This is a genomic window from Chitinophaga sp., assembly GCF_019236475.1.
Lineage (GTDB): Bacteria > Bacteroidota > Bacteroidia > Chitinophagales > Chitinophagaceae > Chitinophaga.
Map to the genome: position 1 here is coordinate 1,288,128 of NZ_JAFAIX010000012.1, position 26,983 is coordinate 1,315,110.

23 protein-coding genes are annotated in these 26,983 nt (G+C 44.1%); 11 read left to right on the forward strand and 12 right to left on the reverse strand.

Annotated features, from left to right (window positions below; all coding sequences use genetic code 11):
* Positions 1-13: 13 nt before the first annotated feature.
* The 4 genes from rodA (at position 14) to JO154_RS21550 (ending at position 3,370) form a co-directional block, all read left to right on the forward strand.
* Positions 14-1,300, forward strand: a complete 1,287-nt coding sequence (gene rodA, locus JO154_RS21535) for a rod shape-determining protein RodA (RefSeq protein WP_291949371.1) — start codon at positions 14-16, stop codon at positions 1,298-1,300.
* A 64-nt stretch (positions 1,301-1,364) separates the two neighbouring features.
* Positions 1,365-2,114, forward strand: a complete 750-nt coding sequence (locus JO154_RS21540; RefSeq protein ID WP_291949373.1) for an MBL fold metallo-hydrolase — start codon at positions 1,365-1,367, stop codon at positions 2,112-2,114.
* A gap of 9 nt (positions 2,115-2,123) precedes the next feature.
* The gene (locus tag JO154_RS21545; protein WP_291949375.1) at positions 2,124-2,948 is read left to right on the forward strand and encodes an AraC family transcriptional regulator; all 825 of its coding nucleotides are present in this window, start codon (positions 2,124-2,126) and stop codon (positions 2,946-2,948) included.
* Between the two features lie 65 nt (positions 2,949-3,013).
* Entirely contained in the window at positions 3,014-3,370 is a 357-nt protein-coding gene (locus JO154_RS21550) for a nuclear transport factor 2 family protein (RefSeq protein WP_291949378.1), read from the forward strand.
* A gap of 40 nt (positions 3,371-3,410) precedes the next feature.
* Here JO154_RS21550 and JO154_RS21555 read toward each other — a convergent pair whose 3' ends face one another.
* The 8 genes from JO154_RS21555 to JO154_RS21590 form a co-directional block, all read right to left on the reverse strand.
* On the reverse strand, positions 3,411-3,899 hold the full coding sequence (locus JO154_RS21555; protein ID WP_291949381.1) for a hypothetical protein: 489 nt from the start codon (positions 3,897-3,899) through the stop codon (positions 3,411-3,413).
* 6 nt (positions 3,900-3,905) lie between these two features.
* Positions 3,906-4,568 (reverse strand): hypothetical protein, encoded by a 663-nt coding sequence (locus JO154_RS21560; protein WP_291949384.1) that lies wholly within the window; start codon positions 4,566-4,568, stop codon positions 3,906-3,908.
* A 150-nt stretch (positions 4,569-4,718) separates the two neighbouring features.
* On the reverse strand, positions 4,719-5,270 hold the full coding sequence (locus JO154_RS21565; protein WP_291949387.1) for a sigma-70 family RNA polymerase sigma factor: 552 nt from the start codon (positions 5,268-5,270) through the stop codon (positions 4,719-4,721).
* A gap of 150 nt (positions 5,271-5,420) precedes the next feature.
* Positions 5,421-6,383 carry a transketolase family protein gene (locus tag JO154_RS21570; protein WP_291949390.1) on the reverse strand — a complete coding sequence of 321 codons (963 nt, stop codon included), beginning with the start codon at positions 6,381-6,383 and terminating at the stop codon, positions 5,421-5,423.
* Between the two features lie 52 nt (positions 6,384-6,435).
* On the reverse strand, positions 6,436-7,464 hold the full coding sequence (galE, locus tag JO154_RS21575) for a UDP-glucose 4-epimerase GalE (RefSeq protein ID WP_291949393.1): 1,029 nt from the start codon (positions 7,462-7,464) through the stop codon (positions 6,436-6,438).
* A 31-nt stretch (positions 7,465-7,495) separates the two neighbouring features.
* The gene (gene rfbA, locus JO154_RS21580) at positions 7,496-8,368 is read right to left on the reverse strand and encodes a glucose-1-phosphate thymidylyltransferase RfbA (RefSeq protein WP_291949397.1); all 873 of its coding nucleotides are present in this window, start codon (positions 8,366-8,368) and stop codon (positions 7,496-7,498) included.
* 177 nt (positions 8,369-8,545) lie between these two features.
* Positions 8,546-9,547: an inorganic phosphate transporter gene (locus JO154_RS21585; RefSeq protein WP_291949400.1), complete on the reverse strand. Its 1,002-nt coding sequence runs from the start codon at positions 9,545-9,547 to the stop codon at positions 8,546-8,548.
* 41 nt (positions 9,548-9,588) lie between these two features.
* Positions 9,589-10,239: a DUF47 family protein gene (locus tag JO154_RS21590; protein WP_291949403.1), complete on the reverse strand. Its 651-nt coding sequence runs from the start codon at positions 10,237-10,239 to the stop codon at positions 9,589-9,591.
* Positions 10,240-10,423: 184 nt separating this feature from the next.
* On the opposite strand from JO154_RS21590, the gene JO154_RS21595 reads away from it, so the two are divergent.
* The 3 genes from JO154_RS21595 (at position 10,424) to JO154_RS21605 (ending at position 12,200) form a co-directional block, all read left to right on the forward strand.
* The gene (locus tag JO154_RS21595) at positions 10,424-11,236 is read left to right on the forward strand and encodes a UDP-2,3-diacylglucosamine diphosphatase (protein ID WP_291949406.1); all 813 of its coding nucleotides are present in this window, start codon (positions 10,424-10,426) and stop codon (positions 11,234-11,236) included.
* A 148-nt stretch (positions 11,237-11,384) separates the two neighbouring features.
* Entirely contained in the window at positions 11,385-11,780 is a 396-nt protein-coding gene (locus JO154_RS21600; protein WP_291949409.1) for a hypothetical protein, read from the forward strand.
* A gap of 72 nt (positions 11,781-11,852) precedes the next feature.
* Positions 11,853-12,200, forward strand: a complete 348-nt coding sequence (locus JO154_RS21605; RefSeq protein WP_291949412.1) for a DHCW motif cupin fold protein — start codon at positions 11,853-11,855, stop codon at positions 12,198-12,200.
* A gap of 375 nt (positions 12,201-12,575) precedes the next feature.
* Here the strand turns inward: JO154_RS21605 and JO154_RS21610 are convergent, their stop codons facing one another.
* Positions 12,576-12,854: a YHS domain-containing protein gene (locus JO154_RS21610; protein WP_291949415.1), complete on the reverse strand. Its 279-nt coding sequence runs from the start codon at positions 12,852-12,854 to the stop codon at positions 12,576-12,578.
* 92 nt (positions 12,855-12,946) lie between these two features.
* Positions 12,947-15,004 carry a M13 family metallopeptidase gene (locus tag JO154_RS21615; protein ID WP_291949418.1) on the reverse strand — a complete coding sequence of 686 codons (2,058 nt, stop codon included), beginning with the start codon at positions 15,002-15,004 and terminating at the stop codon, positions 12,947-12,949.
* Between the two features lie 157 nt (positions 15,005-15,161).
* On the opposite strand from JO154_RS21615, the gene JO154_RS21620 reads away from it, so the two are divergent.
* From JO154_RS21620 to JO154_RS21630, 3 genes are read left to right on the forward strand one after another with little or no spacing between them, the layout of a single operon-like run.
* A complete protein-coding gene (locus tag JO154_RS21620) occupies positions 15,162-15,695 on the forward strand; it encodes a hypothetical protein (RefSeq protein WP_291949421.1) in 534 nt (177 codons plus the stop codon).
* A 12-nt stretch (positions 15,696-15,707) separates the two neighbouring features.
* Positions 15,708-16,142 (forward strand): group III truncated hemoglobin, encoded by a 435-nt coding sequence (locus JO154_RS21625; protein ID WP_291949424.1) that lies wholly within the window; start codon positions 15,708-15,710, stop codon positions 16,140-16,142.
* A gap of 3 nt (positions 16,143-16,145) precedes the next feature.
* Entirely contained in the window at positions 16,146-17,402 is a 1,257-nt protein-coding gene (locus JO154_RS21630) for a replication-associated recombination protein A (RefSeq protein WP_291949427.1), read from the forward strand.
* Between the two features lie 168 nt (positions 17,403-17,570).
* Here the strand turns inward: JO154_RS21630 and pbpC are convergent, their stop codons facing one another.
* On the reverse strand, positions 17,571-19,970 hold the full coding sequence (pbpC, locus tag JO154_RS21635) for a penicillin-binding protein 1C (RefSeq protein WP_291949428.1): 2,400 nt from the start codon (positions 19,968-19,970) through the stop codon (positions 17,571-17,573).
* Positions 19,971-20,134: 164 nt separating this feature from the next.
* On the opposite strand from pbpC, the gene JO154_RS21640 reads away from it, so the two are divergent.
* Complete coding sequence (locus JO154_RS21640) at positions 20,135-21,196, forward strand: PDDEXK nuclease domain-containing protein (protein ID WP_291949432.1); 1,062 nt, start codon at positions 20,135-20,137, stop codon at positions 21,194-21,196.
* Positions 21,197-21,394: 198 nt separating this feature from the next.
* Here JO154_RS21640 and JO154_RS21645 read toward each other — a convergent pair whose 3' ends face one another.
* Positions 21,395-26,977, reverse strand: a complete 5,583-nt coding sequence (locus JO154_RS21645; RefSeq protein WP_291949435.1) for an MG2 domain-containing protein — start codon at positions 26,975-26,977, stop codon at positions 21,395-21,397.
* Between the last annotated feature and the right edge of the window lie 6 nt (positions 26,978-26,983).

Here is a 26,983-nt window from a genome sequence, read left to right on the forward strand (position 1 = left end):
TGATTAGTATATAATGAACCGCTCGCAAACCAAATTGACGCAAGGTATTGACTGGCCAATTGTTGGCTTGTACCTGGCATTGGTGACCATCGGTCTGATGTCCATTTTTGCTGCGGAATACCGAGGAGATGATAACGTCTGGCAGAATATCATTCATTTGAATAAGAACTACGCTAGGCAGCTCCTGTGGTTTGGCGTATCAATTATATTGGCATCCATCATCTGGCTGACGGATAGTAAGTTCTTTACTGCCACGGCCAATCTGTTGTATGCTGGTGGGATATTATTATTGCTATTGGTATTGGGGATAGGTAAAGATGTAAAAGGATCACATTCCTGGCTGGTATTGGGAGGATTCCAGTTTCAGCCGGCGGAATTGACGAAACTATGTACCAACCTGGCTTTGGCGAAATACTTAAGCTCGCAGGAGACGGATTTTAGTAAGCTACGATCGCGATTAATTGCAGCGGCTATCGCGTTAGTACCGGCTGGTATCATCATCCTTCAATCAGAAACAGGACTGGCCCTGGTGTACTTCTCCTTCTTCCTGGTGATGTACCGCGAAGGCTTGCCAGGCGTTTTGCTGGTGATTGCATTTTCGGCGATTGTGCTAGTACTCTCTGCCCTCCTGGTAGATAATAAGATACTGTTTATCATATTCTCGGTCATAACGGCATTGGTCATCTACTTTAGCCGGCGAGAGATAAAGCGGAACAGAGCCAGGTTATTCTGGATAATAGCTATTTACGGCTTCTGTTCTCTGTTCGTGATGTTTGTGGTGCCTTTCACCTTCACCAAAGTGTTGAAAGATTACCAAGTGCGCCGTATCGAGGTAATGCTCGGTAAAGAAAACGATCCGAAAGCGACTTATAACACCCGTCAGAGTATGATTGCCATCGGTTCTGGTGGTTTCTGGGGAAAAGGTTATCTGAAAGGAACACAAACCCGCTATGATTTCGTACCAGAGCAAAGTACAGACTTCATCTTCTGTACCGTTGGGGAAGATTTTGGTTTCTTTGGCAGCGTGATTTTTATTGGCATTTATGTGGCCTTACTCTTCCGGATTATATACGTCGCGGAGCGACAGCGATCGACATTCACGCGAGTCTATGCTTATGGGGTGGCAAGTATCATATTCTTTCACTTGGCCATCAACGTATCGATGACGATTGGTTTGGCGCCGGTAATCGGTATCCCGCTACCATGGGTGAGTTATGGAGGTAGCTCGTTGTTCTCCTTCACCATGTTGCTGTTTATATTACTCCGACTGGATGCCGACAGGCAGATGGTTTTAAGATAATACCCACAGAACGCCCGGTTTACAGCCGGGCGTTCTTCTTTTCTGAATTAACTATCTTTGTGCCATGGCACGTATTATACCATTATCCGAAGGGTCATTTACCGTAGACGGGACCAAACAATTCACTCCTTTTGATTTAGGAAAAGATCGCATGCAGGATCGTCCACATGGGTCTTTGCTGGTGGAGATCCAGCCTTTCCTCGTGATCACCGATAGGGATTACATCCTTTTTGATGCAGGACTTGGTTTCCGCAATAGCAATGGTGTCATGCAGATTCACCAGAACCTGATTGACAATGGTATCAACCCGATGGAAATTACAAAGGTGATGATGAGTCATCTGCATAAAGATCACTCTGGTGGTATATCTGCTGTAGATCCTGTTAGTGGCGAGCGTAGCATGACTTTCCCCAATGCCACTTACTATGTGAATAACGAGGAAATGCTGTATGCATTGGAGCATGCAGGAAAATCCTATCATTCTGAAGATATTGTACTGTTGCAGCAACGGGATAATGTTGTTTTCACCACCGGTAATGGCACCATAGATGGCTATATCCATTATGAAATGACGGGCGGCCATTGTCCTTATCACCAGGTATTCCTGGTAGATGATGGAGAAGATAAAGTGTTTTTTGGTGGAGATGTGGCGCCTCAGTTATCCCAGATGAAGAACAGGTTTGTAGCCAAATACGACTATGATGGCAAGCGCAGTATGGAACTTCGCCAGGAGTTCATGGAGCGTGGCCGTCAGGAAGGATGGGATTTCCTTTTCTATCATGATGTAAAGACACCGACCACTCGGTTCGAATAAAACGCTTATATGTACAGCCGCTATGAAAATTTCCGTTTAAGTGGCCAGTCGTTTATTAGTACTGCCTGTCACCAGGGACACGACTGGGCGGCTATTTCTGTTTATTCGGGGGCGGCTGTGCATGAATTATACATCCGGCATACCATTATCAATTTCGTGCTGGATGGGGAAAAACGGATGTATAATGGCAACCGTGTGTTGCATGTGAAAAAGGGGGATGTCCTACTGATCCCGCCTGGAACCCTTGTCAGCTCTGAGATTTTACACACTAGTCGGCCTTTCAAAAGTATCAATCTGGTGATCCCGGATCAGGTAATAGCGCGTAAGCAGGTGATATCGGGAGACACGGAGCCCAAGTCGATGGCCATTCTACCACGAGGTAGCGACTGGGCGGGGTTATTGAATTGGCTAGAACCTGTACTCATTGAAAATGGCGATGTAGTCGCAGAAGAGGTACAGGAGCGGGTTTGGCACAATTTGATGGAATGTAGGCCCTTGGCGGGCATGCTCCGGAAAGCCGTAGATTGCCCGATGGATGATATGATGGATCTATTGCGTACCCGGATGGAAGATATCCGGGATGTAGGAGATCTGGCAGAAGCGGGACATATGAGTCCGGCTACCTTAAAACGCCGATTCCGGTATTTGTTTGACTGTAGCCCGATGCAGTGGATTTGGACCATGCGGCTACAAAGAGCTGCCTTGTTATTGCGCTCTGGGCAACGTCCTGTGAATGAGATCGCTTATGCGACTGGATTCTCCGATATTTCTCATTTTTACCGACTATTTCGAAAGAATTACGGCTGCACACCGATACAGTGGCGCAGGTCGTAATAAAAATTGAGCTTTTCAGCCAATAGGACTCGTGTCTCCCGAACTATCTTACATGCAAAAAAAAAATGGTATCAAAAACAACCTTTGCGGCCGAATGGGTAGCAGCGTGGAATGCGCACAATATTGACGAAGTGATGTCTCATTATGATGAGCAGATTGAGTTTTATTCTCCTGTGATACAGCGTATCAACAATGATCCTGAGGGCAAAATAGTGGGGAAAGCTGCGCTGGAAGCTTATTTCAGGAAAGCATTAATAGCTTATCCTGATTTACATTTTGAGCTGTATCATGTATTAGAAGGGATTAATTCCGTGGTCTTGTATTATAAAAGTGTGAATAACAGTTTAAGTGCAGAGATGATGGTATTGAATGAGAAAGGGTTAGTAAAAGAAGTACGGGCGCATTACAAACAGCAGTCCTAAAAAAGAAAGGAGGTGATTGATCACCTCCTTTTTTTATGGTTTAATGTCTTGGTCTCAATTGTTGATTATTCAGTCGATTGATTTGTTGCGAGTTTTGCAGGTGCTTAATCATGATTCTTCGGAATTCCTTTTCGCTGTTAAATACTGCGCTGGCTTTGCTGGCGGGTAGTACGCGTTGGAATTCCGCGGTATATTTTGTTTTGATATCTAGGAATCTTTTATCGTAGCTGAGATCTTTATCCATATTGCTTCTGGCGATGGCGTCTGCATCGGCGGAACGGGTGCTTTTGGTATCTATGGCTTTGTTACGTTCTTTATCAGCAATGAGTTGGTCCATTTCCGTTCGATAATTATTGTAAACGGGCCAGAATTTTTCAGCTTCTTCGGGAGTTAAGTTCAGATTTTTGGCAATGTAGGCTACCTGTATTGATTTGAGCTTTTTGCCAGCATCTTCGTCTTGCGCAAAGGCATGTGGTATGCTGGTTAGCATAACAATGGCCAGAATCAATATGTTAGAAAACTGTTTCATTTATCACTAATTAGATAATTCGTCTAATGACTCTTCCTGCTGGATTTTCTGCAACTGGTCACCGGATCCTTCCCCATTGATCTGTTTTTCCAGTTGTTGCATATTCCCTACCTGGGCGGCTTGGGAAAAGATGGCTTCATTATCGAAGGCATCAGCATGGTTTTGCAGAAAGGCAGCTATATCATCATCGTTGATATTATTCAGTTGATATTCAATATCATCGTTCGCATGATGTTCTCTTCTGATAAAGAAGAGGGCACTTGAGGCCATTATGCCTATGACACATGCCGCTGCGGCCCATTGCCTCCAGGGGCTGCGAGATTGGTGACGTATGGGAATAACCGGGGTTGGTTTGGGTATTTCCGCGGAAATTCTGTCAAAATAATTTTCAGGCAGGGAGAAAGGTGTATTTCTGGGAATACTTGCCAGTAAAGGTGACAATTCTTCCAATTCTTCCTGTACTGATAATCCAGCATTTTTAATGTTGGATAGTATGGTTGTAGGTAATTGATCGAAATAGTTTTCCGGAACGGAATAATGGGGAAACCCTGGCAACATATCTGCACCGATGGCATCAGACAGCAGGATTTTATCTGCTATCAGTTCCGGCAGCCCGTTAAAATAGCCTGCTGGCACCGAGAATGGAATCTCTACGGGCCATTGAGCCATGGGGGCTATTTGGAGCAATTCGTTTGATATGTCTTTACCTTGTTTCATGTACTGATTAGACGGTTGCCATTGACAATGGTTTAATGAGATTTTAATCTAGTAGGAAAAAAGTTTAAAAGTGAATTAAAAAAAGCGGTTGTGGGTTCAGTTTCAACCATTTTTTATAAATTCCTCTATTTTTTTTACCGCATGGTGGTAAGAAGCTTTCAGGGCGCCTTCTGATGTATCCAGAATTTTGCTCATCTGTTCATACGGCATTTCCTCATAATATCTCAGGTTAAACACAATTCTCTGTTTTTCAGGAAGTTGTAATATAGCTTTTTGCAGTTTCCATTCCAACTTATTGGGATCGAACTGGGTATCTGCTTTTAATTTATTGCTAAGCCCTGTTTCCACATCGGTGAGGGAAACAGCATGTTTTTTCTTTTGCTGTTCGAGGAAGGTAAGGCACTCATTGGTGGCGATTTTATAGAGCCAGGTGTAAAGCTGGGCATCTTCGCGGAATCCTTCCAAGTTTTTCCACACTTTTATGAAAACATTCTGCAGTACGTCATTGGCATCTTCATGGTCAATAACGAGTCTGCGAACGTGCCAGTAGAGCCGTTCTTGGTATTTTCTGATGATGAGCGTAAAGCCTTGTTCTCTGGTTTCCGTCTTACGGTAAATAGCCAGAAGTTCTTTATCGTCCTGTGTAACGGCCATAGGTTAAATGGTTCAAGACAGGTTAAGTCATAAATATAGATAAAAAATTATACTGATAGTTTAATAGCTGGTATAGGTTTTTTAAAAAAAGAACAGCGTCGCGGGAGGGCGACGCTGTTCTTTTCAGGCTATGCCGAGCGGCAAGGCTGTTTATTTCTTTTTACGTGCGATTGCTTTTTCAGCAGCAGCAACGATATGATCGGAAGTCAGGCCGTATTTGGCGAGGAGTTCCATTGGTTTACCGCTTTCTCCGAAGGTATCATTCGTACCTACGTATTCGATAGGTACTGGCAGATGACGGGAAGCTACCTGTGCGATACTATCGCCCAGGCCACCGAGGATATTATGTTCTTCAGCAGTAACAGCGCAACCGGTTTTACGGAGGGAGTTGAGTACTGCAGCTTCATCCAGTGGTTTGATGGTGTGGATATTGATGATTTCCACGCTGTATCCTTTTTCTTCCAGTACTTTACCAGCTTCAACAGCGAGCCATACGAGGTGGCCGCAAGCGAAGAGAGTGATATCGGTACCTTCATGGAGGATCTGGGCTTTACCGATCTCGAAGTTTTGATTTTCCGGCGTGAAATTAGGCCATTTTGGACGGCCAAAACGCAGGTAAACTGGACCTTCGTGATCAGCGATAGCGATAGTGGCCGCTTTGGTCTGATTGAAATCGCAAGGAACGATCACTGTCATGCCAGGCAGCATTTTCATCATACCGATATCTTCCAGGATCTGGTGGGTAGCGCCATCTTCACCGAGGGTCAGACCTGCGTGGGAAGCGCAGATTTTCACGTTTTTACCAGAGTAAGCAATAGACTGACGAATCTGGTCATAAACTCTTCCGGTGGAGAAGTTAGCGAAAGTGGTAGTATATGGAATTTTACCGCCAATGGTCATACCGGCTGCGATACCCATCATATTGGCTTCCGCGATACCTACTTGAACAAAGCGATTTGGAAATTCTTTAATAAAAGCGTTGAGTTTCATAGAGCCGAGCAGATCGGCGGTCAGTGCCACTACATTTGGGTTTTTACGACCCACTTCAAGAATCCCTTCACCGAATCCGGCGCGGGTTTCTTTTTCATTCATCGGTTGAATATCTTTTACCATAACGGATATTTTAAAATGATCGCGTAAAAGTAAGCGATTAGAATGATGAATTCTAATTACTTAAAACTTTATCCCGGAGGCTTACTTCCCACTGCCAAGCGGTGCGCATAGAATCCTCGATGCTGATCTGTGGGATCCATCCGAGTTTTTCTTTAGCACGACTGTTATTGGCATAGATAGAGATCACATCTCCTGGGCGACGTGGGCCCATGGCATAATTCAGCTTTACGCCGGAGATTTTCTCAAAAGCTTTGATGGCCTCCAGTACGGTTACACCATTACCGGTACCCAGGTTAAAGATTTCGCAGTTGGTAGCGTTTTTATGACCGATCAGGTATTGTAATGCTCTCGTGTGTGCATTGGCGATATCCATCACGTGGATGTAATCGCGTACGCAAGAACCATCGCGGGTATCATAATCAGAACCGAAGACAGTCATTTTCGGAATTTTTCCGATGGCTGTTTGGGTGATTACTGGTACCAGGTTATCTGGTTTGCCCAGTGGCAGTTCGCCGATTAAGCCGGAAGAATGTGCACCTACTGGGTTGAAATAGCGCAAAATGATGGACTGGGTATTATTTACCCGACTGTAATCTTCAATTATCTGTTCGCCCATTTGTTTCGTACGTGCGTAAGGGGACTGTGCTTCGCCGATAGGGGTTTCTTCCACTACAGGGAGGGCAGTAGTATTGCCATACACAGAGCAGGAGGAAGAGAATACGAGGTTAGGCACATTGAATTCCTTCACGCATTTGAGTACGTTGATAAGGGAAGTCAGGTTATTGTGGAAGTACAGTAAGGGATCAGCTACTGATTCCGGAACGGTTTTCAGGGCTGCGAAGTGTATAACACCTACGATATCTCTGTTTTCGTGGAAAACAGCGTGTGTATCTTCCAGATTGCAGAGGTCTACCTTATAATTACGGACTTTCTTTCCGGTAATTTTTTCGATGCCATCTAACAATTGCGTGGTACTTCTGATATTGCTGTCTACAGAAACCACATCAAAGCCATTATTAATCAGATCAACAATAGTATGGGCGCCGATATAGCCACAACCACCGGTAACAAGAACCTTCATGATAATTTGAGATTTACAATTTTATGTGTTATCAGATTACTTTCTGTTGGAGTACGGTTTCCAGGTATTGACCGTACCCGCTTTTCAGCAAAGGTTTGGACAATTTCTGCAACTGTTCAGCATTGATAAATCCTTTACGATAGGCGATTTCTTCGATACAAGCGATTTTAATGCCTTGTCTTTGTTCAATCACCTGTACAAACTGCGATGCCTGCATCAGTGAATCAAAAGTTCCGGTATCCAGCCATGCTGTTCCGCGAGGTAAGATAGAAACTTTTAATTTGCCGCGCTTCAGATATTCCTTGTTAACATCTGTAATTTCATATTCTCCTCTAGGGCTTGGCTGGAGGTTTTTTGCGATTTCCACTACTTCATTATCGTAAAAATAGAGTCCTGGAACTGCAAAATTGGATTTAGGTTGCAGTGGTTTTTCTTCAATAGACAGTACCTGCATATCTTCAGAGAATTCCACTACGCCATACCTTTCCGGATCGGATACCTGGTAGGCATATACGATTCCTCCGTCAGGGTTGGCGTTATTGGCCAGTTGTGTGCCGAGACCAGCGCCATAGAAGATATTATCACCCAATACGAGGGCCACATTATCATCTCCAATAAATTCCTCTCCAATGACAAAGGCCTGTGCCAGTCCATTAGGCTGCGGTTGTTCAGCATAGTGGAGGTTCAGTCCGAGCTGGCTACCATCGCCGAAAAGACGTTGAAAAGCTGGCAAATCATGAGGTGTGGAAATAATAAGAATATCTTTTATACCAGCCAGCATCAGTGTTGACAGCGGGTAATAGATCATTGGCTTATCATAGACTGGCATTATCTGCTTGCTAATGGCATATGTGATGGGGTGCAGTCGGGTGCCGGAACCGCCGGCCAGGATAATTCCTTTCATTGGTTTTGCAAAATGGTTTAGTAATCGTACAAAAATAGTGGTTTATGGGTATAATTTCAGAGCACACGTTTGCGTGAAATTAAATTGTAACAGGAATGGCCCTGAGGGCTGGCTGTCTCCCATAAAAAAAACCTGCGCTCAGCGCAGGTTTTACACAATATAGTTCAAATGATATTATTAAATAAAAATGCTGGAGATAGCATACACCATTGCTGCCAGCAAGCCACTGATAGGAATGGTAAGCACCCATGCCCAGAGCAGACTCACGGTAACGCCCCATCGTACTGCGGAGAGACGTTTGGTAGCGCCTACCCCCATGATAGCACCGGTGATAACGTGTGTGGTACTGGCCGGGATACCCAGGTGTTCGGTGAGGAACAGGGTAACGGCACCTGCACTTTCCGCAGCCACCCCTTCGAGCGGGGTTACTTTGGTGATACGGGTACCCATGGTTTTAACGATTTTCCAACCACCGCTCATAGTACCCAATGCGATAGCGGTAAAGCAAGCAATTGGAATCCAGTCCGGCATTGCTTTGATATTAGGGATATGTCCGGCGGCCACCATGGCTGCGGCAATGATACCCATTACTTTCTGGGCATCGTTACTACCGTGACCAAGACTCAGTGCAGCACTGGAAAGCAACTGTAGGCGCTTAAACCAGTTTTCTGCATGGAATGGATTGGCTCTACGGCAGACATTCACAATAATCAGCGTGATGATAAAGGATACGATCATACCGATCAATGGCGCTAATACGATAAAGTACACGATAGGCAAAACTTTATGGTAATTGATAACGTCCAGGGTACGGGCGCTGGTAACAGCGGCTCCGATGAAGCCCCCGATCAGGGTATGGGAAGAACTGGAAGGAATTCCCAGCCACCAAGTGAAAAGGTTCCAGGTAATGGCCGCAACCAATCCGCAGAAGATCACTTTTAAGGTAATAAATTGTTCAAATACAGAACTGGCTACGGAGTTGGCTACTTTAAATTCTCCAATGATATATTTGGCAATAAAGAAAGCGGCGAAGTTGAATACTGCGGCCCAGAGTACTGCTTGAAAAGGGGTCAGTACTTTGGTGGAAACTATCGTTGCTATGGAGTTGGCGGCATCATGAAAACCATTGATATAGTCAAAAATGAAGGCCAAAATGATAATAATAACTAGTAAGGTCATGTTGCTACCGGAATTATACGGTCAATACAAGCAGTTCCTGATTAGGAATACTTGATGATAATGGTTTCGATCACGTTTGCACAGTCTTCGCATTTGTCTGTAGCGATTTCCAGCGCTTGGTAGATCTCACGCATTTTGATCAGTTCTGCTGCATTTTGTTCTGTATCGAACAATTCAGCGATAGCCATATCATAGATATCGTCGGCATGGTTTTCCAGGCTGTTGATTTTTACGCATGCATCGGTGATTACACGCATGTTCTGCATGTTACGCAGTTCGTGAATAGCCTTGTGGAGTTCCAATACACCCAGGTGAATCAGTTCAGTGAGTTTACGGATGCTATCGTTGATGTTGTGGACTTTGTAGATGTCCATTCTTTTGGCAGAACCGTGGATGTAGTCAGCTACATCGTCCAGGGTAGCGGCCAGGTAGTGGATATCTTCACGGTCAAAAGGGGTGATAAAGTTCTGACCTAGTTCAACAAATATACGGTGGGTGTAATCGTCGTTTTTGTGCTCCAGTCGTTCGATCAGGTGTACTTTGTCTTTTCTTACAGATAGGTCGGATGTTGCTACCAGCTCATTGAGTACCTGGGCCATTTCTACCAGGTTGGAAGCTACATCTTCGAAGAGTGAATAAAATACCCGGTCTTTCGGCATGAATAATTTAACAAAAGAATTGAAGCCTCCCATACATTTGAGTTTAAAAATTTGCCGCAAAAATAGCTTGCACAACCGATAGCTTCCAACTAAAAGCAGGAATTAATAATTCCTTAACATTGGATTAATATAAAAGTAATATAGCGATTTTTCCTTTGTATTGAAAATAACGCTCATAAAACAAGGGGCAAAACCACTTGTACATACCTACAATTGAATGTCAGACAAGCGCCGATTAGATATAGCTGTAATCTCAGATGTACACCTGGGAATATACGGCTGTCACGCCAAAGAGCTTATACAGTATCTGGACAGTATCGAACCTCGTATACTGGTGCTGAATGGAGATATCATCGATATCTGGCAGTTCAGCAAGCGGTACTTCCCTAAAGCACATACCAAGGTAATCAGACGTATTCTCAAGATGATAGGGAAAGGTACCCAAGTGGTGTACCTGACCGGCAACCATGATGAGGCGATGCGTAAATATTCCGGTTTTGAGCTCAGTAATTTCAAAATTGATGATAAACTCCTCCTTGAGGTAGACGGCAAAAAACATTGGTTTTTCCATGGCGACGTATATGATATCACCATGAAAAACTCCAAATGGCTGGCAAAACTCGGCGGAAAGGGCTATGATCTGCTGATTATATTGAACCGACTGGTCAATAATACCTTGGAACGTTTTGGAAAAGAGAAAATGTCTTTCTCCAAAAAAGTGAAGCAAGGGGTGAAACAGGCGGTTAAATTTATATCCGACTTCGAACAAACAGTGGCAGAAATTGCGGTGGATAAGGGAATTGATGTAGTGTGCTGTGGACATATTCACCAGCCGCTGATTAAAGAAATGCATGTAGGAGACAAAACTGTACTATACCTAAACTCCGGCGACTGGGTAGAAAGCCTTACCTCCCTGGAGTATGCTAATCAACAGTGGACCTTATATCACCATCCCATCACCAGTTCCAAACAGGCGCTTCCAGAAGATGAAGACGACCTGCCCTTAGTATTTCCATCAAATGCATTCTAATTATTTACATATTTTTTAAAAATATATAAGTTTCACATAAACATAACAGGTACTTAATATTAAATTAAAGGTAGGCTGGTAATTTTGCCACATAATAAATTAAGTATCCGTATTGGACCATCTGGAATTGAAAGATCACAATTAAACAATGAAAGTACTCAAGTTACATCCGCTCATGACCATTTCCCTCCTGCAAATGCAGATACAACGTCTGCTGAGCTGCAATGTAGCGGTATATATGCGCCATTCTCTTGCAAATGCGTTCGATACCTTACAGGAAGCAGGATTTGATGAGGAATCCCTGGTGGAATTTCCTATCGATGAAACCATGAGCCTGCGGGAATTTGAGGAAGAAGTAGAAGAAAAATTCAATTTCACACTGGAATTGTGCAATAAGGATAATAAGCCATTTACGAATAAAAGTCAGCATCTGTTCCAGATTTCCTCCACTCAACCTAAGAAAGAGGAACGGAATTATCAGTTGGATATTTCCCTGGATATGCTCACCAATAATAGTCGCCCCCAGCAAAATATTTCGTTCTAAGTTGAGTTAAGTCTTGATTGTTAAAGAAAAGTCCGGTTGCTTCTGCATCTGGACTTTTTGTATTTTAACGCTATGAAACATCCTATCCCTTTCCAATGTATTGATTGGAATACTATTGCTCCTACTGAACATCCGGGAATTACGGGTACTGCCTGGTGGCAGACATTACAACATCCTGGATTGCGTATTCGTATTGTTACTTATTCTCCTGGTTACTTGGCGGATCATTGGTGTAAGAAAGGGCATATTGTACATTGCTTAGAGGGGAGTTTTACCAGTGAAATGGAGAGTGGAGAGGAATATGTATTGCAGCAGGGAATGACTTATGTTGTTTCCGATGATCTGAGTACGCATCGTTCTCGTACCGAGGAGGGTGTGAAGTTATTAATAATAGACGGAGATTTTTTGCAGCCCAAATAAGTAGTTTTTCGTTTGTTCGACCCTGTTCTTCCGCTTTAATGTCGAAATAATGCTCCCTTAATATTGGGGTAACAGGTTGATGGTACTTTTGTGCCGTAGATCGCGGAGCGGTCTGCGAGTGAACCTATTACCTGCGCGGATTTCAGTAACCTATCGGCAGCAATACTGGCTGTCTCCCTAAAATATTGGATTTACAGTATATATGCTCGTGTGAAAATTTACAATTCGCAGGGGTATGATATCGGGAGACACGGGTCCGGTGGCTGAAAGCCTTTGTGGGTAAGCAATTGATAATGGGCCTTAACGTTGATTTATAAGCTGTATTTATTAGTAATCCCCGTCCCGGGTTTCCGGGACGGGTTTATTATATACTAATTATTTACCCAGTTTCGCCATGAATTTTGCAGGATTCTTTTCGAAAACCCCTTTGCAAGTGGTAGAGCAGAAATGGATGGTATCAGTTTTATAGACAGTAAACTCGTGGTAGCTGGTATCATAAGGCATTTCACAAACGGGATCAGGCAGTTTGCCGGAAGCCATTTGTTCAGTTGCCGGAGTAGCTGCTGGAGCTGCAGTAGCTGCTGTTTCAGTTGGTTTGGATTGCTGACCACATGACATAATGAATAAAGCCGCGGCTACGAGTACATATTTCATTTTCTATGATATTTGAACGATCAATAAATAAAGAAAGAGGCAAAGTTATTTAAAATAACCTTGCCTCTTTGCGAATGATTTATGAAGGGTGATTACCAGATCACGACGCGTTTGTCGGCAGGTAAAACCATTTTACTAGCATCGGTGCAACCCCATGCCTGTTGGAATTCCACCAGGTGAGGCAGCGGGCCGTTGATACGCCATCTTGCAGGAGAGTGAGGATCTGTCTGTACTTGTTGACGCAGTGCGGCATCTGTGATATTAGCATGCCATACTTGTGCCCAACCCAAGAAGAAACGTTGCTGCCAGGTGAATCCGTCGATTGGTTTAGGTTGTTCTTTACCTTCGAAAGATTTTTCCAGTGCGTGGTAAGCGAGGGTCAGACCGCCCAGGTCAGCGATATTTTCACCGATAGTGAGGGCGCCATTGATTTTAAAGCCAGGCTGTACTTCGATGCTGCTGAAGTATTCGATATAGCGTTTAGCCAGTTTATCGAAGTTTTCGCGATCGGATTTGGTCCACCAGTTTTTCAGGTTACCATCTGCATCGAATTGAGAACCTTGGTCGTCGAAACCGTGGGTGAATTCGTGACCGATTACCGCAATGATACCACCATAGTTGATTGCATCATCAGCGTTAGCGTTATAGAAAGGAGGTTGGAGGATACCTGCAGGGAATACAACTTCGTTGTTCAGTGGGTTGTAGTATGCGTTTACAGTTTGAGGAGTCATACCCCATTCTGATTTATCCACTGGTTTACCGATTTTGTCAACGTTTTCTTTATGTTGATAAAGCGCAGCGTTGATGGTGTTTTCCACCAGTTTATCCTTTTCGATTACGATAGAGGAATAATCTTTCCATTTATCAGGATAACCGATTTTGTAAGTGAAGGAAGCCAGTTTTTTGTGTGCCATTGCTTTGGTAGAATCGCTCATCCAGGTGAGTTTATCGATTCTTTCACCGTACACTTTACGCACGTTTTCGATCATTTCTGACACTTTCTTCTTAGAGCTTTCTGGGAAATATTTCTTAGCGAAGAGTTTACCCAGCGGCATACCCATTACAGCGTCTGTAGAGCGGATAGCGCGTTCAGGACGGGTTTTCTGTGCTTTTGTACCAGCCATTACCGTTCTGAAGAAGTGGAAGTTTGCTTCATCAAATTTTTTAGGCAGCAGGCCTGCGAAGTGGGACAGTACTTGCCATTTGGTGTAAGTTTTCAGCACTTCCAGTGGCGTAGCTTTCAGCAGGGTGTTAGCACTTGACAGATAAGGTTTATTCTGGATGATCAAGGTATCAGCTTTGATATCCTGGCTTTTGCTGAAAGCATCCCAATCGAAATCTGGCGCCAGTTTTTTCAGCTCAGCGTAGGCAGCGCGGTTGTAGGTAGCCTGCGGATCGCGGAGTTGCACGTTGGTAAGCTGGATTTTAGCCAGATTAGTTTCGAAATCGAGGATGGTTTTACCTGGGGTAGTTTCTTTGAGAAAAGCCAGGGCAAACATGTTATCGACATGTTTAACGAATTCGTCGCGTACATTTTTAGTAGCGGAATCCTGTCTTTCATAATAGCTTTTTTCACCGAGAGACAGACCATCCTGGCTTTGGTACAGCACGTTCATTTTGCTGTCCTTCGCATCAGCTTCTGCATAGAAGCCAGTAAAGGAGGACACACCAATTTTCTGGAGTTCACCAGTCACCTTTGCCCAGTCGGCGAGGGTTTTAATTTCGTCAATCTTAGCCAGGAAAGGTATTATTGGGGTAATACCGCGTTTTTCGATGGTAGTTGTGTCGAGGTAAGAGGTGTAGAAATCAGCGATTTGTTGTTCTTCAGTACCTTTTTTGAGGTCAGTTTTTGCCGTGATATCGGCGATGATGCCTTTCAGACGAACTTCTTTGTTTTGTTTATCCAGTACGTTGAAGGCGCCCCAGCGGCTTTCTGTTGAGGGAACAGGGTTATTTTTCTTCCAGGTGCCGTTTGCGTAGTTATCGAAATCATCGCAGGATTTGTAGGCACTGTCGATATCCGCTAGGTTGAAGGCGGGAACTTTGGTTGTGTCCGCAGTGGTTTGTTGCGAGGGACTGCCGGAGTTACAAGCTGCAAAAGTAACCATCGCAGCCAGTAACGGTAGCTTTACCGCATTGGTTTTACTCATATTAAAATCAGGTTTTACTTAAAGTTATTGAAAACACAGCACGTAACATAATTACTATTACATGAATGGCAAACTTCGCCAAAAGTCTCATATCTACCTAAAAACCGGAAATTTCTGAATATTTAGGTAGGTTTGTAGCTTGTAAAAAGATATTTTAATGACTTTTAGGTTAAGATTATACAGGATTTTAACAGGAATAGGGCTGCTAATGGGCAGTTTTCTGACTATCAGGTCTTTTCTGTTGGTATTGATGACCGGATTTTCCCTGGCATCCTTATCCTCCCTGGTACTGATGAGCATATTTTTTGTGCATAGTTTGTTATCGCTTTATCTGCAAAGGAGTTTGTTGCTGCCTCAGGTACCCTTGAAAGAAAATACGCCGGGAGGTATCCGCATTTTAGGCGGTATAATTCTAGTGATTTCCGGATTATGGTTGTTGGGCGGTATCATGATGGTAAGTGTTAACCAGCAAATGGTGGACATGGTTAGAGATACGATTCGTTCTTCTCAACCAGATATGGTACAATACCTTACTGCCAATGTATTTCGGGCTGCCGGTGTGATGTTATTGCTCGTAGGCGGTGTCTATTTTACCAATGTGCTCCTCTCCTTCAGTTACCTTCGTAAATGGAAGGAACAGCAGCAAGAAAGGGAAAATCAACATCCTGATGATGATAACCTGATGTTATAATACCGATGAGTTATGGAGAGACGTGAAATAAAAATGAGGGAAGATATTGAGCTGTTGGTCAATTCATTTTACGACAAAGTCCAGAAAGATGAGGTTATCGGCTTCATTTTCAATGATATTGCCAAGGTAAAATGGTCTGTACATCTCCCTAAAATGTATAATTTCTGGGAAAGTCTGCTACTAAATGGCAGTTACAGTGGTAATGCCATGGAACCACATTTCAGGATTAACAAATTGATACCGCTGGAACCCGCACATTTTCAACGTTGGTTGCAGTTGTTTGAAGCCACTGTACATGAATTGTTTACAGGAGAGGTGTCCGATCTGGCTATTACCCGTGCCAAGTCTATCGCTGAGATACTGAAATTCAAAATGAACAGCATCAATCATCCTGATCAGAACAATAAAAATATTCCGCTCGTTAACCCGGGCAATCAAAAAGGATAGTGTATGCAACCACTTGCAGAACGCCTAAGACCGGCCACCCTGGATGATCTGGTAGGTCAGGAACATCTTACAGGTCCAGATAGTATTCTCCGAAAGGCCATTGAGCAAGGAAGAATTCCTTCCATGATTTTATGGGGTCCGCCAGGAGTTGGTAAAACCACCATTGCCAATATTATAGCGCATACCTTGAATGTACCGTTTTATACGCTCAGTGCTATTTCTGCTGGCGTAAAAGAGGTGCGTGAAGTGATCGAAATGGCGAGAAGGCAACAACATGCGGTGTTGTTTATCGATGAAATTCACCGATTTAATAAATCCCAACAAGATGCATTGTTGGGCGCTGTGGAGAAAGGTATCATCACCTTGATCGGCGCCACTACTGAGAATCCGTCTTTTGAAGTGAATGCTGCGGTACTTTCCCGTAGCCAAGTATATGTGTTGAAACCGCTTGGTCCTGACCAATTGATGCAGTTGTTGAAACAGGCTATGGAAAAGGATAAGTGGTTGCAGGCAAAAAATATTGAGCTGAAAGAAACCACTGCATTATTCAATATTTCCGGCGGTGATGCCCGTAAGCTTTTAAACTTGTTTGAACTGGTGGTAGGTACCATCCAGGAAAGTCCGGTGGTGATCACGGATAAAGCGGTAATGGAAATTGCGCAACAACGGGTAGCCATATACGATAAATCCGGGGAGCAACACTATGATATCATTTCCGCCTTTATCAAATCTATTCGTGGTAGTGATCCTAATGCCGCTGTTTACTGGCTGGCACGTATGATTGATGGTGGAGAAGATGTGAAATTTATAGCAAGACGACTGGTTATCTTGGCTTCTGAAGATATTGGGAATGCCAACCCTAATGCCTTATTGTTGGCCACCAACTGTTTTCAGGCAGTCAATTTGATTGGTTATCCTGAGTCCAGGATAATTTTGTCGCAATGCGTAACTTATCTAGCTTCTTCACCGAAAAGTAATGCGGCCTATATGGCCATCAATACAGCCCAGCAGATTGTAGCCAAAACTGGAGATCTGCCGGTGCCGATGCATATCAGGAACGCCCCTACGAAAATGATGAAAGAGATGGGATATAGCCAGGGATATGCCTATGCACATGATTATGAGAATAACTTTGTGTTGCAGGAATTTTTACCGGATGCTATTAAAGGGATGAAAATTTATGATCCTGGGAAGAATGCTAGGGAGGATGAATTGAGAAGGTATCTCAAGCAGTTGTGGAAGGATAAGTATAATTATTAATAGTTTTTGTTTCAAAAAACCGTGAATTGACGTCGCAGACGTCAATTCACGGTTTTTTATTTTTTTGTCGGCCCTGCCCGTGCGGGCAGGGCCGACAGGCAGGAGCATTTCGGCTTCAGCCTCTTTGAGTTCGGTGCTCCCGCACGGGGGGCTAGCGCCGGCGCCGGTTTAATGTTCTCTCTCTTTATCGATGATGGTAAAATCACAGGAGATACGTTCGCCGTTTTCATCTACCAATGTGATCGTATGTTTCCCAGCATTAGGGCGTAACGCCATTTGATGAAATTCTGTTGTAGTGCCGATGAAATTATTATCCAGATGCCAGAATATTTTGGCGGCTGTATTTCGGTGCGTAGCGGTGAAGACAGCCTGTCCTGGGCTACCATCAATTTCTACGGGAACGAATATACGTGCATTGGCGCGTGGATATATCAATTCCATTGGCGCTTTATCCAAGCCAAGAGAAGCCAGGCATTCCGGCTTATAAGGCGGTAATGGTTCGTAATAATTTTTACTACGATAATAATATTCTTGTGAAGGGGGCAGAATGAACCACGCTTTATGCTGCATGTATTGCGGCGATTCGCAGGCTTCTGTTACCCTGAATTTGCCGGTTCTATCTAGGTGTACCAACTGATGATATGGGCAGATGCCAGACCGTATGCCCGCAGCAGGTACCCAAATAGAGTCTTTATCATCACATAATTCATTAGCTCTGTAGCCGCTTTTTTTACATACCTCCACTTTTTTCATCTCATCGTAGGGTGCTGTAAACCAGCCACTGGTATGCAGTTGGCGGAATACTTCGAAGAGTATGGGAGCAGCGGTTTGTACCCCGATGAGTCCGGGTCTTCCTTCACCATCTGTATTTCCTACCCATATACCCACCACATATTGCGGTGTCACGCCTATAGCCCATCCATCTCTGAAACCAAAGCTGGTACCAGTTTTCCAGGCAATGCGTTGGGTAGAAGAGAACTGTTGCCAGAGTAATTCTTCACCTGGGCGCATTACTTCCGTCATGGCTTCGAAGGTCCACCAGATAGCAGCAGCGTCCAGCACGCCATTGCGACTAAGACCGTGATTGGAGGGTTGTTCCGCATTGAGTACATAATTTGGCGGGTGGATATCATCCAGGTCATATTTCCCTTTATATTGATCTGTGTGTAGGAGGATACGGGCCATGCTGGCATACATCCCACACATTTCCCAGAGGGTTGTTTCACCTCCTCCTAGAATCATAGATAAGCCGTAGTGATCTGCAGGTTTGTTGAGCGTGGTGATACCCATTTGTTTCAGCAGGGTATGGAAACGTTCATAACGATATATCTGCAACATACGTACTGCCGGGATGTTCAGAGATCTGGCCAAAGCTCTAGAGGCAGGTACGGCACCGTCATAACCCAGGTCGAAGTTTTGAGGGGAATAGCCGGCAATTTGTGTGGGAATATCAGGGATCAGTGTATGTGGCAGCATGAGTCCATCGTGAAGCATGGCGGCGTACAGGATGGGCTTCAGCGTACTGCCGGGACTGCGTCTCGCCTGTACCACATCTACATGGCTTTCTAATTCCGGATCTCCGGGATTGTAAATATTGCCTACATAAGCGAGGGTATTTCCTGTTTCCACATCCAGTACTAATGCAGCAGCATTGTTGACACCATTGGCTTTGTAAATTTGATGATAGCGTGTAACGATAGCCGTTACATTCTTTTGTAAAGCTGCATCCAATGTGGTTTTGATGCGGGTGTCTTCGGAGATGTGTTGTTGTTTGAAGTCCGAACGAAATTTATCTAGTAAGTGTGGTGCATCTTGCGGCAGCGGGAGCGGCTGATTGGGTAAGGGTTCCAGTTGAGCCAACTCGTAACTACTTTTATCAATGGTTTTATTCAGATAGAGTTTATGCAGGAGTTGGTTGCGTTTGTTGAGTAGTATTTGTCTGTTACGTCCTGGGTGAACGAGCGCGGGACTATTCGGCAACACTGCGAGAGCGGCCATTTCTCCCCAGGAAAGCTGATCTGCTTTTCGTCCGTAATAGCGCCAGGAAGCGGCTTCCAGTCCTACTACGTTTCCTCCGAAGGGCGCATTGGCAGCATATAACGCGACAATTTTATGTTTAGATGCCGCGAATTCCAATCGGGTAGCCAACACTGCTTCGATGCATTTTTGCCAGAGGGTTCGGGGTTTATTACGGGCGATACGAATCACTTGCATGGTGAGGGTACTGCCGCCGCTTACTACTTTATGTCCGCCGATATTTTGTTTGATGGCGCGAGCCATTGCGAGGGGATCTACACCCCAGTGGTAATTGAAGCGTTTATCTTCATATGCGATGATGCACTGTTTGAATTTCTCTGGTACATGATCATTATAAGGAAAACGCCATTGCCCGTCTGGAGCGATGCTAGCGTTGAGGAGATCACCGTTGTTGTCTTCCAGAACGTAGGAAGTTGGGTCATTGAACAGGTGTCTTGGCAAACAAAAATAATAGGCAATGAGTACTACTGCGAGGGCAGAGAGCCACCATTTTTTTCGTTTACACCATTGTTTGAATTGCTGTAGGGTCATCAGTTTGCAATGATAATATAAAAGTTTGATCTGTTCATTATCCTTATCCAAGGATAACGCAAGTGAGAATGAACAAAATGGATAAGCTTATTTGAATGGATGTTGTTAGCTTACAGAAATTGTTTTTTAACCCATTATATAAACAAAGTTTAACCCATTATTTTATGACCGAAGCGCAATTTGGTGAAATTGTGAAGCATATCAAGCTTTCACACAACGCTGCTATCAGAAGCGTAAATGTACAATTGATTAATCTTTATTGGCAAGTAGGTGAATATATTCACCGGAAAATTAAGGAGGCGCAATGGGGCGAGAAAACCCTAAGGGAGTTATCTAATTATATTACAGCAACTCATCCTGAGCTGAAAGGGTTTAATCATCGTAACCTTTATCGGATGAAACAATTTTACGATGCCTATCGACATGATTTAGCTATTTATACATTAAGTAAAAATGAAATAAAAGCTGAAAATCAAACTGATATAATTGTGTCAACGCCGTTGACACAATTTACGGATATTCGTAATACGATGTTGCCGCAAGTATCTTGGTCTCATCATTTATTACTAGCAGGATTAAAGACTCCGGATGAGCGGAAGTTTTATTTGCAACTGACTATCAACGAAAATTACACTTTAAAAGAACTGGAACGTCAAGTGAGAAGTGGTGTGTATGAAAGAGTAAAAATCGGTGAGCTTACTATGCCAGAATATCTTAAACAGCATCTTCCTCAAGCTACTGCTGCTTTTAAAGACAGTTATGTTTTTGAGTTTTTGAATCTTCCTAAGGAGCATAAGGAATTGGATTTACAGCGGGCATTGAATCTGAGAATTAAAGCGTTTGTACTGGAATTGGGTAGAGATTTTATTTTTATTGAGGAGCAATTTCGCGTACAAGTGGGGAATGTGGATTTCTTTATTGACTTACTTTTCTATCATCGCAAATTACGTTGTTTGGTGGCTTTTGAATTAAAGGTAGGCGAGTTCAAACCGGAGTATTTGAAGAAACTTAGCTTTTACCTGGAAGCATTGGATAGGGATGTAAAGAATGAAGACGAAAACCCTTCTGTAGGTATTTTGCTTTGCCAGAAAAAAAATGAGCAGATTGTGGAATATTCCATTAACAGGGAATTATCGCCCATTCTTATAGCGGAGTATTCTACTATACTTCCAAATAAGGAGATGCTCAAACGGAAATTTGCGGAGCTTTTTCAAAATGAAATTTAGTCTGATATTTTAAACTGAAATAATGAATAGTTATATGTGTTATAAATGTATAATATAAATTTATTTTCAACTAGTTATAATTGTGTCATCGCCGTTGACACAATTTAATTATATTGTTAATGCGTATCGATTGTCTTAATGAAAAAAGGGAGTGTTTCTACTGAAACACTCCCTTTTTTATGATCTATTACTTTTGATTTATTTCTTCACTTCTACCCATTTACCTGGTGCAAAAGCATGTATAGTATTATCATACATCGCTTCAACGGAGGTAGCTGGCAGATAGTATTTACCGAGATACGCCGCATTCAGTAACACATTGTATGTACGGGATTTATTCTCTTCGATATTGAAGTAAGTATAAACCCGATCATCACGTATATCCATGTACGTAGCTGGTGAAGAGCGATTAGCACTGTCATTTCCCATTAAGCGGGTGTTCAGGATTTCCCATCCTGATGGGAATATCTGAGAGAGTGCCATTTGCTCGTAGTAACCACGTTTGCCTGGATTGGTAATAGTAACGGATGCTACAAAGTCGGAACCTTGCGTCAGCGTAGTTGGATCTATCGGATGCCCATCGCGAGACAGGTATCTCACCTGCATATTCAATATCTCCGGACTATTCGTTGCTATAGGCTCTTTGCCGGATTCTGGCTGTCCGCGGAGGATAACGCGCACGTACAGTAAATTATTTCCATTGTTATTGATGGTAATATTTCCTGCATTGTTTGCTGCCAAAGGAATTTGGGACACAAATGAATTACTGTTAACCGTACCTTTTGTACCATTGATGGTGTAAGTGAAATTCATTTTGTTGGAACCCTTGTTGGTACCGCAGTACTTAGCAATCGCAATGAGGGCATATGCAGTAGTTTGAGTACTGTACCACATGTTGTCTTGCGCCAAGCTGGAAGCGATTTCTCTTGTCAGCGAAGTAGCCCGACTGTTCTGACCTAGCACCGCTTCTGTTTCCAGGATCATGGCTTTATCACGCAGATCGGAGCCGAAGGTGCCACCTAATTGATTATAGGCTTTCACATCTGTACCCAGACCGGTTACTAAGCTATTAGCCACTTCCGGTTGCCCCGCTAGTTTGTAGGCCGCTGCCAGTCTCCATTTGGCAGGTGCGGAAATATATTTGAATTCCTTCAACCTGTTCATCGCACCGAGTTCAGGTACTTTGGCCAGTGCCAGGAGATAGAGACGATATGCCTGTGTTAGATCGCCACCATAGAAGTTGGTAGTATTTGGCGCCCAGGTATTTGCTTTATTGCGCTGGTATTTCTTCCAGCCTTCCAATAAGCCTGCTGGAAGTGCATAACCTTTGGATTGTGCTTCCACGAGGAAATGACCGCCGTAGTTGGTGCCCCATTCGTCCGCAGTGGTTCCTCCAGGCCAGTAGGCGAATCCGCCATCAGAGGTCTGGAAGCCGCGTAATCTGTTGATACCAGCTTTTACATTTCTATCGATTTCTGCTACCTGGCTTTCTTTCAGATCCATCAACTGGTTGAGTACCAATTGAGGGAATACGCCAGAAGTAGTTTGTTCTATACAGCCATGTGGATAACCAATTAGGAACTGTAGGCGCTTGCCCAAGTTGAGCGATGGAATAGTGGATACTTCCAATACACCTGTGTTTGTACCTGTCATGCCTACTGGGCTATATGGTGCGCTCCATGATTTCACTGCTTCCAGCGTAGCTTCGCTGACGTTAGTGATGTATGGATTAGGATTCCTTACCTCTAATTCTACATTGTCTTCCGCAGATTCACGACCACTGCTAGCAGTTACTTTCAGCTTCGCTACGCCTACTTGTGGTTTCACGCGTACATCAAAGTATACCATTTGCTCGCCTGGCATTGGGAAGTTGACCGTTTTAGAGTGCTCTCCTACTACTTCTAGTAAACCATTTGTAGACAGCGTAACCGTAGCACTTTTTACCGTAGGTTCCAGACCAAAGACAGTTACTGGTAATTGCATGGTTTCGGTTGGGCCAAGTACTCTCGGAGCAGAGGTCAATACCATCAGTGGCTTTTTCACTGATACGGCTTTTTCTGCCTGACCGTAAGCACCATCCTGACCCGCTACTACCATGGCTTTCACAGAGCCAATATAAGGAGGCAGTTTGAAGTTATGGGTCTGTTTTTGACCAGATTTCAGATAGAATGGTCCCATGAATTTAACCACTGGTTTGAAACGATTGGCTTTTGCAGCACCAGCGTTTCTATTCAGGCCTTCATCACCACCTATACTGAGAATACGGTCCATATCAACACCCCATGCGCCAATCACATAATCGAAGAGATCCCATGTTCTTACGCCAAGTGCTTCCCTTGCATAGAAGGAACTGTGTGGATCGGGGGTTTTGAATCTCGTCAGATCCAACAAGCCTTCGTCTACGATGGCGATGGTATATGTCATTGCTTTTCCGCTGGCCTCACTTACAGTGATGCTGGCATCGGACTCAGGTTTCAGCTTGTCAGGCATGCTGATAACCGGTTTCAGGATGGTTTCCGGATCTTCTACGAGAATCGGAATAGTACCATACATACGGATTGGCAAATCGTTTTTCGTTTGTGCATGCGGTTGCAGCATACTAACGTTGACGTATATATTAGGCGCCATGTTTTTAGTCGCCTTGAACTTGTAGACAGTTTGTCCTTTTTTGGTATCAATCCAGGTGGTTTGTAGCACCTTGCTACCGCTTTCAATGCTCACGAGTCCGCGGCCACCTTCACTACTTGGAATAGTGAGGGTGATTTCCTCTCCGGTTTTGTAAGTGGTTTTGTCGGAGGTGAATACCAGCATAGCGGCTTCCGCAGGGTTTTCTTTCTGCACGCGTTCTGCCCATCCTGGATAATCGATATAAACTGATTTACCAGCAGTATGTCCGCTTTCCAGGTCTTTTACGCGTATGAGGAAACGACCCCATTCAGGAGAGTTGATACGGAGCGGCCATTTACCTTTACCATTGGTGAGGGTAATGGTTTCTTTTTGCAGCAGTTGGTTATAGCTGTCTTGCGTGAAGTTGGAGTAATCTTCATTATCTCCTCCATCCCACCACCATCTCCAGCGGATTTTATAAAGTTCTACTAGTACTTGTCTGCTACCGGAAGTTAGTCGGCCTTGATCATCTACATCCACGATATCCACCATATGCGCTTGATCGGTAAGCAACATACCAGTAGTACGATCACCGGCAGGGAGGCGTATGCCTGCATAGGTGGCATATGGATTATAAGGCAGGGAGAAATTATCGATACTGAAATCGCCGCCTGGTTCGAATACTTTTACTTCGAAATTAGCTTTCAGTTGTCCTGGAGCAGGTTTTCCCAGTTGGATATTTGCATTTACTGGTGCTGTACCATTATCACTGAGGCTACCTTCGAAGATGGTTTTATTTTCTGTTTCGAAGCGGGTTACCGGATCATCGAAACTATAGTCATTAAAGCCTTTAAAGCTTGTTTTTTGTTGGGTCAGTGCCACATCTACCTTGGCCTTCAAATGCTGAGCGGTAGCGCCAAACAGCCACATTGCAGACAGTTCTCCTGTGCTGGAGGCTTTTGTCAGCATATTGTTTTTGAAGTCCATTTTTATTTTCAGGCGGTTAGGCTTCACTGTTTCTACGCGTACGTTTTTGGTGAAGGTGGCGCCCCCTACTTTCACTTTCGCCAGCCAGCTACCAGTGATATCTTCCGGTTGAGTGGCCGTAGCGAAAGAGTAGAACCCATTCAGGCTAGTGTTGGAATTAATGCGTTTATAGAGCTGGCCTTTTGGATTATACAGCTCCATCGTTACCGGCATATCGGCAGGGAGTTTCTTGTCTTTATCTTCCAGGATGAACGTCAGGTAGATGCTATCTCCTGGGCGCCATACACCGCGCTCGCCATAGAGGAAGCCTTTAATGCCCTGCTGTACTTGCTCGCCCTGTACATCAAATCTGCTAAGAGGGAGTGAAGAACCATCGTCTAGTTTGAGGTAGCCGCGTTCGGTACCTTTTTTCGCTACGAGCAGGTATGGTTTGCGTTTCAGGTCAAATTTAGCAAGACCATCTCCGTCACTCTTCGTTTTGAAGATAACCTGGTTCTGATAGTCTAACAGCTCCAGTTCTACTGCCATCAATGGTTTGGTATCGCGTATATCCGTTACCGCTACCAACATACTGTTATCGTTGCCGCGTTTGGCGGTCAAACCGATATTGGAGGAGATCACGTTGCGGGATACCCATCTGTCTCTGTTATAATAGGACTGCGTACAAGGATCTTCACGTTCATCCCATTTGTAGCCCATTGGATAGTAGGAATCGTATCTCTGCCAGAATTCATCATCCTCATCAATCTTTTCTCCGTAATACTCTCCTTCTTCTTCGGAGTAGTCGGCACTACTGCCGCTGCTATTATCATCGTCCTTATTGGCTTTGGCAGCACAGGACGCGAGGGCATAAGACCGGCGGAAACCGATGGTGATACGATAGATAGCGCCTGGTTCGGAACGGATCAGTTGATCCAGATCCAGGAAGAAACGGTTTTTCTTATGCAGGTTTACTGATTTGTCGTTATCCAGTCGGATGGTTTTCTCTACTACGGGACGGCCTACACGACGCAGTTCTTCTGAACCGTTCAGGTCGTTGCGCTGTAGATATTGCGGGATATTATTCTCGAATATTTTGACGATGGTGACATCTACTGCTTTCAGGTTTACGGCTTCAAACGGCATCACCATTTTGTTACTTTCCGGCAGAATCACGCCTTTTCCAGGGATTTCCACGGATGGCATGGTGTTCTCGAAGTTAACATTGGAGGTATATGATTTACCCAGTTTTTTATCGGTGATGTTGAGGATACCTTCGTTGATGACAACAGCGTAATTTCCTTCCAGGCGGTTAGGTGCATATACGCGCACTTCGCTACCATCGATGCTGTAGCGCAGATCGCTCTGTCCGCTGATGCTGATAAGCCCTTCCAGTGACTGGGCCATGCTGATTGGATCAGAGAATTGAATCAGCAGGTGTTGCTCCGGATCGGCCATGGCTTTTACATCCAATACTTTGAAATCGCCGATGGCAGGAACATCTATGGTTTGTTTGCCTTCCGTGCTGATTTTCAGCGGAGCGCCTGACCAGGTGATGTCCATGGTGCTGGCATTCTGCTGTTGTACGATACCGCTGATGGTAAATTTAGAAGTGTGTTCTGCTGCATTATGTTCCCATTTAATTGGTAGTGATTTACCGAGATAGTTAGCAGTCAGAATTTTCTCAATGGATTGTGGTTGTTCTGCATCGGCGGTATTGATGGTGCCGGAGAACGTCATACGGTCCATAGAGGTGTTGTTTTCGGATTTTAAGCCTCCCAAATCCACGCTGAAAGAAGGTTCCATTACCTTGAAATCAAAATCGAAGGATTTGAGTTCGGAAGGAACGTTCATCACCTTACCCAGACTGAATTTCGCGCTGTACTTTTTGCCAGGCTGCAAATTTTCATCGGGTCTGAATTCGATGGTGGTGGCATCGATCCAGTAGGTTTTTCCTTTGATGGAAGGAGAAAAATCGAATACCTGTTTGTCTACAGGTTCATTTTCTGTATGTGTAACATTGGCCTGTCCGGCAAGGTGTACACGGATGGCGCTTTGTTTGGAAATAATACCGGCAGTATATGCTTCGATATACTTAGCATATGCCGTATTGGGTTCCTTCTTGGTTGTTGAACAACTATTGAACAAACAAACAATTGCTACACAAAATAAGGATGCCAGAATAGCAAAACGTAGTTTTGGGAACATCACGAA